The following is a 14,679-nucleotide window of genomic DNA, read 5'->3' on the forward strand; positions in this document are numbered from 1 at the left end:
CGGGCCCGGGGGTCCCGTCATCCCGCCCTCGCGGGGGAGCGCAGCTCCACCTCGAAGCGCTCCACGTAGCCCTGGACGGCCAGCGTGACCACGTCGGTGCGCGCCAGGTCGTGCGGGTCCGACAGCAGCAGCTCGGTCACGACCGCCCTGCTCGTCCAGGAGCTCCACCACCCGTCCGGCAGCCACCAGACGGGGTGTCCGCCGTCGAGGACGCGCACCCGCCCGCGGCCGGCCGTCGTCAGCACGACGGAGGCACCCTCGGGCAGGTCCTCCAGGACCAGGCGGCCGTCCTCCAGGACCAGGCGGCCGTCCTCCAGGTCGGCGCGGTCCCAGCGCCCCAGGACCTCACCCGCCCGCACGGACGCGTCCGGCTCGCCGGACCGGTCGGCGGGGACGGACGTGGGCAGCATCGGCGCCGAGTCGAAGTCGAACTGCTCGTAGGGGACGGGCTCGTACGCGAGGACCGTGGCGGTGCTGTCCGAGGCCGCCGGTGCCAGCACGGAGACCCGGACCTCCCGCAGGGCGGACTCCGTCCGTCCGGTCCTCGGAACCCGACCCGTCAGCCTGCTCGTCGGGCCCTGGGCCCAGGACGTGGCACCCGCGGCGTCGGTGGCGGCCGGCAGGGGAGCGGGACCGAGCTCGGTGGTGACGACGCCGGCCACCTCCTGCCACGCCCGGTCGCTGCCGGCGGGCGGTGCCGGCAGGACCGCGAGGAAGACGGTCCGCGGTGACAGCGGCGTGGGCACCTGGAGCTGGTGGGGAAGGCCGTCGGCGGGGACCTGCCACGCGGCCGCGACGCGATGCCCGGCCAGGTGCTCGGGGGCGTCCGTCGGGCCGACGGGCACGGGCGTGCTGTCGACGTGCACCACCTCGGCCTCGGTGACCTGGACCTGCCACCGGCCCGGGTCGACCCCCTGGGGCGAGACCTGCAGCGTGACGTCGCGCTCCTGTCCCGCGGCGGGGCGGACCGCGTCGGGCAGGGCGAACTCACGCCGGCTCCCCGCCGCGTGCACCATCCAGCCCCCGTCCCGCAGCTCGTGGTCCTGCTCGTGCCACCGGTCACCGTCGTCGGTGACCTCGATCCCGTCCACGGCGAGACCGATGACGCCGCTCTGCCCGAGCCACGCGCCCAGGCGCGTGTCCGCGGCCACGCGCACCCGGTAGGACCGGGACGAACCGGTCCCGGAGGACCACGGTGGCCCCTGCGCAGAGCCGGCGACCCCGTTGCTGTCGTCCAGCACGAGCGCGCCCCGGGCCATCGGTGGTGGCGGGTCGGAGACCGGCTCCTGCGTGCGGGGGCGTCGGTGGGCGGTCTCGGTGTAGGTGGCGAGGACGGCCGTGCCGCGTGCCGGCAGGTCACCGGTCCACCTCAGCTCGAAGAGGTGCTCCGTGTCGTCTCCCGGGGGCGGGAGGGGGACCGGCCGCTGGACCGCCGGGTCGCCGTCCCGCCCCGCGCACCTCACGGTGGCGGTGACGCCGGAGGTGCTCAGGTGGGCCACGGGCACGGCGAGCCGGGGATCGAGCACGGGGAGGTCGCACCAGAGGACGGCGAAGACGGCGCTGCCCGACCGGGGTCGGGTGTCGATGGAGAGGGGACGGGTGGTCCGTGCGTAGTCGACCGGGGTGGACCCGATCAGGCGCAGACCCTCCAGGCTGGACGGCGGGTCGCCCTCGGCGTCGAGGACCCATCCGCGCAGGGTCAGGTCGGTGCTGCTCCACGCGCCGGACGCCACAGGTCCGGATCCGCCGCCGAGGTCGTCGGGCGCCTCGTCCCGACCGCCGAGCGACACCACCGCGCCGCCGACGCTGACCGCGGCCACGGTCGCGACGACGACGGCACGCCTGCCTCCGGGTCTGCCGCGGGTGGTGGTGCTGGCGGTCCGGGTCGGTTCCCGGATGCCGGTGTCCCCGTGGGCCAACGAGGCGACGACCGCGGCGACCACCTCGTCCGCGGGGCGTTCGTGCTGGTCCGCGACCGACCGGAGCGCAGCGCCCAGCCCGTCGGTCCTGGGTACGAGCCGGACCACACGTGCCGTGTGGGTGCGCAGCGCCCGCCCGGCGCGTCGCGGCGTCCAGCCCTCCACGAGGGTGAGCACCGCGGCCGCGCGCTGCCGCGGTGACGCGGACGTCAGGGCGTCACCGGCGTCGGTCGTGGTCCCGAGGGCATCGACGCGGTCACCCTGTCGCGGGGACCGGCGCAGGTAGACCCGGACCAGCTCGGTCGTCAGCGCCTCGGGCGGACCGAGCAGGCCCGGCGTCCGCACGGGCCCGCGCACCCGGGGCGACAGACGTCGGAAGGCCTGGACCACCAGCTGGTCGGCGGCCGCAGGGTCCCCGGTGAGCATCACCGCCCTGCGACGCAGGGACGGGGCGTGGCGGCGGACAGCCTCCTCGAGCACCGCCGTCCGGGCGTTCCCGGCCATTCCTCATCGTCCCACCCGGGGGAGAGCCCGTACAGGGGCCGCACCCGGACGACGCGCGCCGTCGGGTCAGGCCTGCGGGCCGCCCCACGGGGAGATGGTCGGACCGCGCACCCCGGCCTCGTCGAAGGCGCGCTTGGCCCGCTCGAGGATCTCCCGGGGGATGGCGAACTGTTCGCCGGGACGTGTCTTGGCGAAGATCCGCAGGGTCATCGTCCCCCCGGAGACCGACTCCACCCCGGCGACCGCCGGGGTCTCCAGCAGCCGGTCGATCCACGCCGGGTCGGCGGCGGTCTCCTCCACGACCCGGCGCAGCAGCTCGGTGACCCGGTGCGGGTCCTCGTCGTAGGCGACCGGGACGTCGATCGTGGCCACGGCCCAGCCCTGGCTCTTGTTGCCGATCCGCACGATCTCCCCGTTGCGGATGAACCAGACGACCCCGCTGGCGTCGCGCAGCCGGGTCACCCGCAGGGTGACCTCCTCCACGGTGCCCACCGCCTCCCCTGTGTCCACGACGTCGCCGACGCCGTACTGGTCCTCGATGATCATGAAGACGCCCGAGAGGAAGTCCTTGACGAGCGACTGGGCGCCGAAGCCCAGGGCGACGCCGCCGATGCCGGCCGAGGTCAGCAGGGGGGCGAGCGGGAGGCCCAGGTCGGCCATGACCGTGAGCACGGCGATCGTGGCGATGACGAACGTCGAGGCGCTGCGCAGCAGGGACCCCATCGTCAGGGCGCGCTGACGACGGCGTTCGCCGCGGTCGGCCGGGGCCGGGCCGCCGACCAGACGCTCGATGCTGCTGCGCTCGTGGTCGTCCGCCCGCGCGACGGCGGAGTCGACCAGGGAGCGGATGGCCCGGTGCACGATCCAGCGCAGCACGACCGCGGCCACGAGCACGCCGACGATCCGCAACGGCGCCCCCAGCAGCCAGGTGCCGACCTCGGCCCACCCGGGCCAGGTCACCGGTCGCCCGCCGTCGGCGCCGGGACCGGGGGTCGCCCGCCCGGGGTGGTCCGTGTGGCCGCAGTCGTCCGCATGCCCCCATTAAAGAGGTTCGGCCCGCCGGTGCCGGCGTTCTCCCCGCCGGCAGCGGGCGTTCTCCCCGCCGGCAGTGGGCGTTCTCCCCGCCGGCAGCGGCGTTTCCCCGCCCGCACCGGGGGTGCGCCCGCCGACCGTTTCGGTGCACGCCCCCCGGCCTGACAAACTGTGTCCCGCACGCCGCGCCCGGGGACCCGGGCGCCCCGAGGCGTGCGCATCACGCCGCGTTCGTCGAAAGGTCGTCCTCGTGACCGAGCTGTCCCCCCGTCTGTCCGCGCTCGCCGAGGCCTACGGCGTGGCGACCGAGTTCTGGGACTGGCAGGGACGGCACGTGCAGGTGTCCGTCGAGACCGTCACCGCCGCCCTCGGGGCGCTGGGCGTCCACGTCGACGGCGACGCCGACGTCGAGGCGGCCCTCGCCGAGGTCGAGCGCCGCCCCTGGACCCGAGTGCTGCCCCCGGTGGTCGTCGCCGTCCGGGGCCGCCGGCCCCACGTCCCGGTGCACGTGGCCCGGGGGATCCGCTTCGAGGCGCGGATCGTCCTGGAGGACGGCGGGGTCCACGAGGTCGGCGTCCTGGAGGAGACCGACCCGGCGACCCGCGAGCTCGACGGCACGACCGTCGTCCGTGCCGCCCTCGACCTGGGGGAGGACCTGCCGCTGGGCTGGCACACGGTGGAGGTCGCCGCGGGCCGCAGCGTGCGCCGGATGCCCCTCGTCGTCACCCCTGCCCGGCTGGAGCTGCCGGAGTCGCTGGCGGAGGAGGGCTCGCAGACCTGGGGCCTGATGACCCAGCTCTACGCCATGCGCTCGGACGAGTCCTGGGGGATCGGCGACCTCGCCGACCTCGGTGACGCCGGTGCGTGGGCCGCCGGACTCGGTGCGGACTTCGTCCTGGTCAACCCCCTCCACGCGGCCGAGCCGGTCCCGCCGATCGAGCCCTCGCCCTACCTGCCGACGAGCCGCCGCTTCGTCAACCCTCTCTACATCCGGGTCGAGGACGTCCCCGAGGTCGCCTACCTCTCCGCCGCCGAACGCCAGCTCGTGGAGTGGCACGCCGACGACGCCCGTCGCTACCTCGACCTGGACCTCATCGAGCGCGACGCGGTGTGGATGGCCAAGGAGGCCGCCCTGCGGATGATCTTCAAGCAGCGCCGGTCCCTGCGCCGGGCCCGGGCCTTCAACGCCTTCGTCGAGCGCGAGGGCCAGGGGCTGGTCGACTACGCCACCTGGTGCGCCCTGTCCCAGGTGCACGGCACCTGGTGGCGCAGCTGGCCCGAGGAGCTGCAGGATCCCCGCGGCGCCGCGGTGGAGGCCTTCCGCGAGAAGAACGCCGAGGAGGTGGAGTTCCACTGCTGGCTGCAGTGGATCCTCGACGACCAGCTCGCCCGGGTGCAGCGCGACCTCGTCGACACCGGGATGTCCCTCGGGCTGGTCTCCGACCTCGCCGTGGGCGTCCACCCCGACGGGGCGGACGCCTGGGGGCTGGGTGACGCCCTGGCGCGGGGCGTCACCGTCGGGGCCCCCGCCGACCAGTACAACCAGATCGGCCAGGACTGGAGCCAGCCGCCGTGGCGTCCCGACAAGCTCGCCGAGCTGGGCTACGCCCCCTACCGCGACATGGTGCGCGCGGCGCTGCGGGACAGCGGCGGGCTGCGGGTCGACCACGTCATCGGGCTGTTCCGGCTGTGGTGGATCCCGCAGGGGCGCAAGCCGTTCGAGGGGCACGTACGTGAGCTACGACCACGAGGCCACGATCGGGATCCTGCTGCTCGAGGCCCACCGCGCCGGCGCCGTCGTCATCGGCGAGGACCTGGGCACGGTCCAGCCCTGGGTGCGCGACTACCTGCGCGAGCGTGGCGTCATGGGCACCTCCATCCTGTGGTTCGAGCGGGACTGGGAGGGCGACGGCGGCCTGCTCGACCCCGAGGAGTGGCGGGAGCTGTGCCTGGCCACGGTCACCACGCACGACCTGCCCCCGACCGCCGGGTACCTGGAGGGGGTGCACGTCGAGCTGCGGCACCGGCTGGGCCTGCTGGACCGGTCCCTGGAGGAGGAGCAGGCCGCCGACGCCACCTCCCGGGACGAGGTGCTCGCGGACCTGCGGCGGCGCGGGCTGCTGCGCGAGGGTGCAGGCGTGCCCGAGCAGGTCGAGGCGCTCCACGCCTTCCTGACGCGCACTCCGGCCAAGCTGGTCGGGGTGAGCGTCAGCGACCTCGCGGGGGACAAGCGCGTCATCAACCAGCCCGGCACCGACGAGGAGTACCCCAACTGGCGGGTCCCGCTCGCCGGGCCGGAGGGCCACGCGGTCAGGCTGGAGGAGCTGTTCACCTGGCGCTCGGCGCGTCGGCTGGCCCGCACGGTCGACCAGCGGCACTGAGCCCGCACGGTCGACCAGCGGCACTGGGACGAGGGTCGTCCCGACCGCACCGACGACGGAGGGCCCGCGGGGACGATCCCCGCAGGCCCTCCGGCGTTACGGCCTCAGCGGGCCGCGTCGACCGCCTGCGCCCGCAGGGCCCGCGCCACCGCGTCCCGGTTCTCGGCGACCGTGCGCCGCAGGGCGTTCGACACGTCGGGGTGGTCGCGCAGCCACTCCTCGGTCGCGTCCCGCAGCGCCGGGGTCGCCACGGCCAGGGGGTAGAACCCGGTCGCCAGCGACTCGGCGATGTGGTGGGTGCGCCCGGACCACACCGTCTCCACGACCTGGTGGTACCGGTCCACGTACGGCTCGAGCAGGGACGCGTCGTGCACCCAGCCCCAGCCCAGCGCGGTCGAGGCCAGCACCGAGTTGGACAGGCCGTCCTGCTCGACGGCGGCCACCCAGGCGGCCTCCTTGGCCTCGGCGGTCGGTACGGCCGCGCGGGCCCGGGCCGCCTTCTCCCGTCCGGTCGCGGTGTTGTCGCGCTCCTGCTCGGCGGCGATCCGGTCCTCGCCGGCGGCCCCGGCGGCCGCCAGGGAGGTGAGCAGCGTCCACCGCATGTCCTGGTCCAGGACCAGGCCGGTCAGCTCCTGCTCGCCCGACAGCAGGGCGTCGACCCGGGCGACGTCCTCCTCGGAGCGGGCCAGGGCAGCCCAGGCGGTCACGAGCTGCAGCTGGGCGTCGCTGCCGGGCTCGGCGGAGCCGGAGACCTCGCGCAGGCCGGCGGTGAGCTCGTCGAGCACGTCCTGGCGGTGGGGCTCGGCCGTGTAGGTCTTGGCGGCCGTGGTGACCTGCTGCACCAGCACCCGCAGCAGGGTCGAGCCGGTCTCCCCGGGCAGGGCCCGCAGGACCAGGCGCACGTAGTCGGTCGCCGGCATCTCGCCGTCGCGGGTCATGTCCCACGCGGCGCCCGGCACGAGGGCACGGGGGAGCGACTGCGCGAAGTCCCGGACGTGCTCCAGCGCCGTCCTCAGCGAGACCGCGTCGAGCCGGATCTTGGCGTAGGCCAGGTCGTCGTCGTTGACGAGCAGCAGCGCCGGGCGGGGTCGTCCGACGAGCTCCTCCACGGCCGTGCGCTCCCCGTCGACGTCCAGCTCGACCCGGGCGGTGCGCACGAGCTCACCCTCCACGAGCTCGTAGCAGCCGACCGCCAGGCGGTGGGGGCGCAGCGTCGGGTGCTCCTCGGGGGAGGTCTGCTCGATGACCACCGAGGTCATCGTCCCGTCCTCGTCGACCTCGACGTGGGGCGTCAGCGTGTTCACCCCGGCCGTCTCCAGCCACAGCCGGCTCCACTCCTTCAGGTCACGGCCGCTGGTGGCCTCCAGCTCGGCCAGCAGGTCGGCCAGCGTGGTGTTGCCCCACGCGTGCCGGGCGAAGTAGGCGCGCAGGCCGTCCCGGAAGGGCTCGCGCCCGACGTAGGCGACGAGCTGCTTGAGCACCGAGGCGCCCTTGGCGTAGGTGATGCCGTCGAAGTTCACCTCGACCGCGGCCAGGTCGACCATGTCGGCGGCCACCGGGTGGGTGGAGGAGAGCTGGTCCTGCTTGTACGCCCAGGCCTTCTCCGCGGTGCCGAAGGTGGTCCACGCGTCCGTCCACTCCGTCGCCTCGGCCTGGCAGGTGGTGGAGGCCCACTCGGCGAAGCTCTCGTTCAGCCACAGGTCGTCCCACCACCTCATCGTCACCAGGTCGCCGAACCACATGTGGGCCAGCTCGTGCAGGATCGTCAGCGCCCGGCGCTCGACGATGGCCTCGGTGACCCGGGACCGGAAGACGTACTGCTCGACGATGGTCACGCACCGGCGTTCTCCATCGCGCCCATGTTGTACTCCGGCGTGAAGATCTGGTCGTACTTGCTGAACGGGTAGGGCTGGTCGAACTCCTCCTCGAAGAAGGCGAATCCCCTCTTGGTGACGTCCAGGATGTTGTCGGCGTCCAGGTGGGGCGTCAGGCTGCGCCGGCAGAACACCCCCAGGGGGACCTCCCCGGCGCGGGTGCTGACCGAGTCGCGCACGACGTCGTAGGGACCGGCGACGAGCGCGGTGATGTAGGAGGAGATGCGCGGGGTCGGGGGGAACTCCCAGCGGGCGACCTCGACGCCGTCGACGTTCGCGGCGTCCGGGGCGGGGCCGGGCTCGGGGGTCGGCTCGTTGGAGACGACCTGCCAGTGCGCCGGCGCGGTCACGGTGAAGCGGAAGGCGGCCTTGAGGTCGGGCTGCTCGAACACGGCATACATCCGGCGGCTGTCCGGCACCTCGAACTGGGTGTAGAGGTAGACCTCCCCGTCGACGGGGTCGACGAAGCGGTGCAGGCCCTCCCCGGTGTTCATGTAGCGGCCCGTCGCGTCGACGGTCAGCTCGTTCTCGGCCTGCAGGTCGGGCAGCGTCAGCCGGCCGTCGGCCCAGTGGGTCGCCGGGTCCAGCGTGCGGCCGTTGAGCACCGCCGTCTCCACCGACGCCGCGACCAGGTCGATCCAGGTCTGGGCGCCGGGCTCGGTGCAGGCGAAGCGCACCGTCGTCGTGGTCCGGAAGGTCTCCGGGCCGGCGGTGAGGTCGAGCGCCACGTCGTAGGACCCGGTCGACACGAGCAGGGACCGGGCGCTCGCCTCGTCGCGGGTCAGGTTGGTGCCGGGCATGCAGGGACCTCCTGGGGTCGTCCGTCGGGTTCCGCGGCGCTGCACCGGGCACGCGCAGGTATGCCGTGCCACCGGGGGCGGGTGCCCGCGGCGCCGCGGAGAACTGAGACGATGGTGCCATGACGACCGACGCCGTACCCAGCCGCACCAGCGCCGAGATGTTCTTCGACCCGGTCTGCCCGTGGGCGTGGATGACCTCCCGGTGGATCACGGAGGCGGCCGAGGTGCGCGACCTCGACGTCACCTGGTCGGTGATGAGCCTGTCGGTGCTCAACGAGGGCCGGGACCTGGATGCCGACTACGCCGCGATGCTCGAGCGGAGCTGGGTCCCGGTGCGGACGGTCGTCGCCGCGACCAAGGACCTGCCCGCCGACGAGGCCAACGCGCTGCGCAAGGCGATGTACGACGCCTACGGGCAGCGCATCCACCTCGACGGACGGGGCACCGACGACCTCGGGGCCGTGACGGAGGAGGTCCTCGCCGAGCTGGGCCTGGACGCCGCGCTGGCCGGGGTCGGGAGCACCGACGCCGTCGACGAGGACCTGCGGGCCAGCCACCAGCGGGCGATGGACCTCGTCGGCGACGAGGTCGGCACGCCCGTCGTCGGCGTGGAGGGGGTGGCCTTCTTCGGTCCGGTCGTCACGCCCGCACCCCGGGGCGAGGCCGCCGGCCGGCTCTGGGACGGCTGCGTCCTGGTGGCCGGCACCCCCGGCTTCTACGAGCTCAAGCGCACCCGGACCCAGGGTCCCGACTTCGGCTGACCCGCGGCACGCCCACCTCCACCCCCCACCCCTACCCCTCCCCACCCCGAGACCCGAGGAGCTCCCGTGCGAGTCCACATCGGCGGCGACCACGCCGCGTACGAGATGCAGCGCGACCTCGTCGCCTGGCTGACCGAGGAGGGCCACGAGGTCGTCGACCACGGACCGGCCGGTTACGACGAGCTCGACGACTACCCCGTCTTCGTGCTGCGCGCCGCCGAGGCGGTGGCCGCGGACCCGTCGTCCTTGGGCGTGGTGCTGGGAGGCTCCGGCAACGGTGAGCAGATGGCCGCGAACAAGGTGCGGGGGATCCGGGCCGCGCTGGCCTGGTCCCCGGAGCTGGCGGCGCTGTCGCGGAAGCACAACGACGCCCGGGTCGTCTCCGTCGGCGCCCGGATGCACTCGCTGGAGGAGGGCCGCGCGATCGTCGGGGCGTTCCTGGCGACCGCGTTCTCCGGCGAGGAGCGCCACCAGCGGCGGATCGACATGATGACCGCCTACGAGGCGGACGGGACGCTACCGCCGCTGCCCTGACCCCTGACCCCTGGCGCCCTGTCCTGTCCTGACCCGTGGTCGGCCCTGGGCCTGCCCCGCCCGACCTCTACGGGCCCCTCTTCGCCGACGACGAGGCCCCCGCACCGAAACCGGTGCGGGGGCCTTCGTGCCCGTCTGGCGGCGGGAGCGCCCTGGACGAGCGGGTCGTCGACGTCCTACTTCTTGTCCGCCTCCGACGCGGCCTCGCCGTCGGCCGCGTCGCCGCCGCCGACGGAGTCGATACCGTCACGCAGGCGCTCGCCGCCCTGGTCGATCTGCTCGCCGTACTTGCCCCCCGTGCGCTCGTCGGCGAACTCGGTGCCGCGGTCGACGCCCTGGTCGATCTTGTCGCCGTGCTGGTCGACGGCGTCGGCCACCTTGTCGTCGTGCTTGTTGTACGCGTCCTTGGCCTTGTCCATGAATCCCATGCTGTGTCCTTCCGGATCGGGACGGCCGCCGCAGCGGCCCGAGGGCCTCCACCAAAGCACACCCCGCGGGGTGGTGTCGACCCGAGAACGGGACGCCGCACTCAGCCGACCAGCTCCCAGACCACCTCGACCGCGGCCACGACCTCCAGGTCCTCCGCCTGGACCACCGGGCCGGCGGACAGGGCCGTGCGGGCCAGCTCGGCCGCCATCGGGGAGGGGCCGGAGCCCCCCGGCTCGCGCACCCGGCGGACCGCGCCGAGGGTGCGGCCGCTCAGCGCGGCGTACTGCTGGGCCCGGACCGCCGCGTCGGCGAAGGCCTGCTCCCGCGCCCGGCGCGCCAGCGCCGCGGTGTCGGCGAGCTCGTGCCGCAGCCCGTCCACGCCCAGCGCGTCGCCGACGACGTCCACGAGGCGCTGCACGAGGTCGCCGGCCAGCGAGGGGTCGTCGGTGCGCACCTGGAGCGACTGGTGGGCCGTGTGCCCCCGCTGGTGGCCCTGCTCGTGGCGCGGGTGCACGCCCAGGCCGTGCGTGCGCACCGGCAGCCCGGGCAGGGCGTCGTGGCAGGCGTGAGAGGCGCGGGTCAGGGACGTGAGCGCCTCGCCGACCGTGGCTCCGTGGGCCTGCAGCCGCAGGTCGAGCACGAGGGTGTCCGGCCGGCCGGAGGCACGCCCCGTGCCGGTCACCTCGACCCGGTCGTCGTCGGTGGCTGCCATGCGGACAATGTACGCGCGGGGCGTCGCTCTCCGCCCGTGTGCGGCACCCGGTCGTCGCGCTGTGGGGCGGGCGGTCGCCGCGCACGTCCGGCACCTCGAGGACTCGCTGCGGCCGGCGCACCGGGAACCAGCGGCGCCCCGCCCCGGCGGACCGGGACGGGGCGCGTGCGAGCGGGTGACGGGAATCGAACCCGCGTAGCCAGTTTGGAAGACTGGGGCTCTACCATTGAGCTACACCCGCGTGGCCCTGCCGGGCGGCGTCCGCGTGGACGGACGGGGTGGGCCGAGCAGATAGTCTAGCCCTCTGTCCACCGTGCCCCGTGCACCGGGACCGCGGGGTATGGCGCAGCTTGGTAGCGCGTCCGCTTTGGGAGCGGAAGGCCGCCGGTTCGAATCCGGCTACCCCGACCACCTAGCATGAGGTGAACCGTTCCGCGGTGCCCGCGCACCGCATACCCCCAACCCTCTGGAGCACCAGCAGTGAAGAGCGCTGTCGAGAACCTGTCCCCGACCCGGGTGAAGCTGACCGTCGAGGTCGCCGCCGCGGACCTCAAGCCCCGCCTTGACGCGGCGTACGCCACCATCGGGGCCCAGGTCCAGGTGCCGGGCTTCCGCAAGGGCAAGGTGCCCCAGCGGATCATCGACCAGCGCTTCGGGCGCGGCACGGTGGTCCAGGAGGCCGTCAACGAGGCGCTGCCGGAGTTCTACGGCCAGGCCCTGGCCGAGCACGACATCACCCCGCTGGGCCAGCCGGAGGTCAACCTCACCGAGCTGCCGCTGCAGGACGGGCAGGACCTGAAGTTCGAGGCCGAGGTCGACGTCGTCCCCGCCTTCGACCTGCCGGACTTCTCCGGCATCGAGGTCCAGGTGGACCCGGCGACGGTCGACGAGGAGGACGTGCAGACCCGGATGGACGCGCTGCGCGCCCGGTTCGGCACGCTCAAGCCGATCAAGCGCAAGGCCAAGACCGGTGACCACCTGACCATCGACCTGTCGGCGACGATCGAGGGCGAGGAGGTCGACTCGGTCACGGGCGTCTCCTACGAGATCGGCACCGGCACCATGCTCGAGGGCCTGGACAAGGCGCTGCGCGGCACCAAGACCGGTGACACCGTCGAGTTCACCTCGCCGCTCGCCGGTGGCGACCGTGCGGGTGAGGTGGCCGACGTGGCCGTGACCGTGACCGCGGCCAAGGAGCGCGAGCTCCCGGAGCTGGACGACGAGTTCGCCCAGCTGGCCAGCCCGCACGACACGATGGAGGAGCTGCAGGCCGACCTGCGCGCGCAGGCCGAGCAGGCCGCCCGCTTCGAGCAGGGCGTCGCGGCCCGCGACAAGGTCCTGGACCAGATGCTGTCCATGGTCGACATCGCCGTGCCGGACTCGCTGGTCGAGGCCGAGGTGCACCGTCACCTCGAGGGCGAGAACCGCCTGGACGACGACACCCACCGCGCCGAGGTCACCGAGTCCACGACCAAGGCCATGCGCACCCAGTTCCTGCTCGACAAGATGGTCGAGCGCGACGAGGTCGACGTGGACCAGGGCGAGCTCATCGAGTACATCATGATGACCGCCCAGCAGTACGGCATGAACCCCCAGCAGTTCGCCCAGCAGATCGACCAGCAGGGCCAGGTGCCCGCGATGGTGGCCGAGGTCGGCCGCCGCAAGGCGCTCGCCTCCGTGCTCGAGGCAGCGACGGTCACCGACACCGAGGGCAACGTCGTCGACCTGGACGCGATCGACCCCTCCGGGGACGACGAGGACGAGGACGAGGACGTCGACGACCTGGACGACCTCGAGGACCTGGAGGACGCCGAGGAGCAGGCGGAGGAGTCCGACGTGGAGCCCGAGGGCGACGCCGACGAGACGCCCGAGGGCGACGCCGACGAGGCTGCGAAGGCCTGACCTGCTGGACCCGCGACGAGGGCCCCCGACCGGACGGTCGGGGGCCCTCGTCGCACCCGGGCCTCGACCGGCGCGACCGGCGCGACCAGCGCGACTAGCGAGACCGGCTCGAACCGGGTGCGAGGGAGGCGTCCTCCGCCACGGTGACCGCCGGCCGCCGGCCGCGACGCTCGTGCCAGGAGAGGGCCACCACGCTGCCCAGCACCAGCACGATGCCGAACCACTGGGACGGCTCGGGACGGGTTCCGAAGACGACCACGCCGACGAGCGCAGCCGTCAGGGGAAAGGCCAGCTCGGCCAGGGTCGCCCGCGAGGCGGGGGTGCGGCCCAGCGCCTGGTAGTAGAGGACCATCGCCGCCAGGCCGGGGACCAGGGCCAGGAGCAGGAGGTCGGGGAGCGCCTCCCGCCCCACCGCCAGCGGCGTGCCGGTCGCCCCCGCGACGACGAGCAGGGTGAGCAGGCCGATCGAGAACCGCAGCGTGGTCAGGTCCAGGAAGCGCAGCTCACGGCTCGCCGCCCGGCCCAGGACGGTCCCGGCCGCCCACAGGCAGGCGGCCCCCGTCGCCAGCAGGGCCGCCCGGGCCGAGTCCGGGCGCACGGACAGCGGGTCGGGGAAGGACAGCAGCCATGCCCCTGCGAGGGCGGGCACGAGGAAGAACAGGTACCCCCGGCGCAGCCGCTCGCCGAGCAGCAGCGCGGCCAGACCGACCGCGACCAGCGGCTGCAGCTTCTGCAGCACCTGCGGGGTGATCGGGTCGCCGACCGCGAACGCCGCGGTGAACATCACGGTGGCCAGGGCCGAGCTGCCGACCCCCACCACCCCGACCGCGACCCGGGTGCGCAGGCTCGCCGCGAGCAGCCGGCGGACCGCGGGCACCAGCCACGGGAGGAGCACGAGCGTGAGCAGCAGGTGCTCCCACAGCACCACGGTCAGGGCGGGGTGCTCCCTCGCCAGGGGCCCTCGCCACAGGGCCGACAGACCCCACAGCGAGGCGGCCACGGCGACGAGCCAGGTGCGGTCGCCACGGGCCGGGGGTGCGCTCACGGAGCCACCCTGCCACGCCCGGCGGGGCCTTGTGCGCTCAGGGCGAACACGGCGGACCCGCGGGAGTGCCTGGGCGACGCCGGGCGTTAGGGTCACTGACAAGAGGACGGCCGCCCGACGGCATACCCCGACGAAGCGAGGGAACACATGACCCAGGAGACCAGCATGGCCGAGCGCCCGGCTCCCGGCCTGGACGACCAGATCTACAACCGCCTCCTCAAGGAGCGGATCATCTTCCTCGGCTCCGACGTGCGCGACGACAACGCCAACGCGATCTGCGCCCAGCTGCTGCTGCTCTCGGCCGAGGACCCCGAGACCGACATCTGGCTCTACATCAACTCCCCGGGCGGCTCGGTCACCGCCGGGATGGCGATCTACGACACGATGAAGTGGATCCCCAACGACGTGGCGACCGTGGCGATGGGCCTGGCCGCCTCGATGGGCCAGTTCCTCCTCTCGGCCGGCACGCGGGGCAAGCGCTACGCCACCCCGCACGCCCGCGTCATGATGCACCAGCCCTCCGGCGGGATCGGCGGCACCGCCTCCGACATCAAGATCCAGGCCGAGCAGATGCTGCACATCAAGAAGCAGATGGCCGAACTGATCGCCGAGCACACCGGGCAGGACGTCGACCAGATCGAGCGGGACTCCGACCGCGACCGCTGGTTCACCGCCGCCGAGGCCAAGGAGTACGGCTTCGTGGACCACGTCTACGAGCGGTCCGAGGACGCGCCGAGCGACAAGCCGCAGTCCTGACCGGTCGACGAGCACAAGGAAAGAGCTGAC

Annotated in this window: 10 protein-coding genes, 2 tRNA genes and 2 pseudogenes; 7 read left to right on the top strand and 7 right to left on the bottom strand. The window is 74.0% G+C overall.

Features of this window, described 5'->3' with window-relative positions:
• Nucleotides 1-17 precede the first annotated feature (17 nt).
• Both ACQ95T_RS04665 and ACQ95T_RS04670 read right to left on the bottom strand, forming a co-directional pair.
• The gene (locus ACQ95T_RS04665; protein ID WP_425939752.1) at nt 18-2,423 is read right to left on the bottom strand and encodes a hypothetical protein; all 2,406 of its coding nucleotides are present in this window, start codon (nt 2,421-2,423) and stop codon (nt 18-20) included.
• A 66-nt stretch (nt 2,424-2,489) separates the two neighbouring features.
• Entirely contained in the window at nt 2,490-3,383 is an 894-nt protein-coding gene (locus ACQ95T_RS04670; protein ID WP_425939754.1) for a mechanosensitive ion channel family protein, read from the bottom strand.
• Between the two features lie 580 nt (nt 3,384-3,963).
• Here ACQ95T_RS04670 and ACQ95T_RS04675 point away from each other — a divergent pair.
• Nucleotides 3,964-5,121: pseudogene (locus ACQ95T_RS04675) on the top strand (4-alpha-glucanotransferase); the annotation flags it as partial.
• A gap of 67 nt (nt 5,122-5,188) precedes the next feature.
• Nucleotides 5,189-5,836 carry a 4-alpha-glucanotransferase gene (locus ACQ95T_RS04680; RefSeq protein WP_431473586.1) on the top strand — a complete coding sequence of 216 codons (648 nt, stop codon included), beginning with the start codon at nt 5,189-5,191 and terminating at the stop codon, nt 5,834-5,836.
• Between the two features lie 104 nt (nt 5,837-5,940).
• Here ACQ95T_RS04680 and pepN read toward each other — a convergent pair.
• Nucleotides 5,941-8,510: pseudogene (gene pepN, locus ACQ95T_RS04685) on the bottom strand (aminopeptidase N).
• A 119-nt stretch (nt 8,511-8,629) separates the two neighbouring features.
• Here pepN and ACQ95T_RS04690 point away from each other — a divergent pair.
• The gene (locus tag ACQ95T_RS04690; protein ID WP_425939760.1) at nt 8,630-9,271 is read left to right on the top strand and encodes a disulfide bond formation protein DsbA; all 642 of its coding nucleotides are present in this window, start codon (nt 8,630-8,632) and stop codon (nt 9,269-9,271) included.
• A gap of 66 nt (nt 9,272-9,337) precedes the next feature.
• Nucleotides 9,338-9,805 (top strand): ribose-5-phosphate isomerase, encoded by a 468-nt coding sequence (locus tag ACQ95T_RS04695; RefSeq protein WP_425939762.1) that lies wholly within the window; start codon nt 9,338-9,340, stop codon nt 9,803-9,805.
• Nucleotides 9,806-9,981: 176 nt separating this feature from the next.
• On the opposite strand, the gene ACQ95T_RS04700 is transcribed toward ACQ95T_RS04695, so the two are convergent.
• The 3 genes from ACQ95T_RS04700 to ACQ95T_RS04710 form a co-directional block, all read right to left on the bottom strand.
• Nucleotides 9,982-10,233, bottom strand: a complete 252-nt coding sequence (locus ACQ95T_RS04700) for an antitoxin (protein ID WP_425939764.1) — start codon at nt 10,231-10,233, stop codon at nt 9,982-9,984.
• Nucleotides 10,234-10,334: 101 nt separating this feature from the next.
• A complete protein-coding gene (locus ACQ95T_RS04705) occupies nt 10,335-10,946 on the bottom strand; it encodes an SIMPL domain-containing protein (protein ID WP_425939766.1) in 612 nt (203 codons plus the stop codon).
• Nucleotides 10,947-11,116: 170 nt separating this feature from the next.
• Nucleotides 11,117-11,187, bottom strand: a tRNA-Gly gene (locus ACQ95T_RS04710).
• A gap of 93 nt (nt 11,188-11,280) precedes the next feature.
• On the opposite strand from ACQ95T_RS04710, the gene ACQ95T_RS04715 reads away from it, so the two are divergent.
• Together ACQ95T_RS04715 and tig are read left to right on the top strand one after the other, a co-directional pair.
• A tRNA-Pro gene (locus ACQ95T_RS04715) sits at nt 11,281-11,357 on the top strand.
• 69 nt (nt 11,358-11,426) lie between these two features.
• The gene (gene tig / locus ACQ95T_RS04720) at nt 11,427-12,848 is read left to right on the top strand and encodes a trigger factor (RefSeq protein ID WP_425939768.1); all 1,422 of its coding nucleotides are present in this window, start codon (nt 11,427-11,429) and stop codon (nt 12,846-12,848) included.
• A 94-nt stretch (nt 12,849-12,942) separates the two neighbouring features.
• Here the strand turns inward: tig and ACQ95T_RS04725 are convergent, their stop codons facing one another.
• The gene (locus ACQ95T_RS04725; RefSeq protein ID WP_425939770.1) at nt 12,943-13,893 is read right to left on the bottom strand and encodes a DMT family transporter; all 951 of its coding nucleotides are present in this window, start codon (nt 13,891-13,893) and stop codon (nt 12,943-12,945) included.
• A gap of 147 nt (nt 13,894-14,040) precedes the next feature.
• Here ACQ95T_RS04725 and ACQ95T_RS04730 point away from each other — a divergent pair, with 147 nt between their 5' ends.
• Nucleotides 14,041-14,649, top strand: a complete 609-nt coding sequence (locus tag ACQ95T_RS04730; protein ID WP_425939772.1) for an ATP-dependent Clp protease proteolytic subunit — start codon at nt 14,041-14,043, stop codon at nt 14,647-14,649.
• The last annotated feature ends 30 nt before the right edge of the window (nt 14,650-14,679 follow it).

This window comes from Ornithinimicrobium carbonis (assembly GCF_050703245.1).
Classification (GTDB): Bacteria; Actinomycetota; Actinomycetes; order Actinomycetales; family Dermatophilaceae; genus Ornithinicoccus.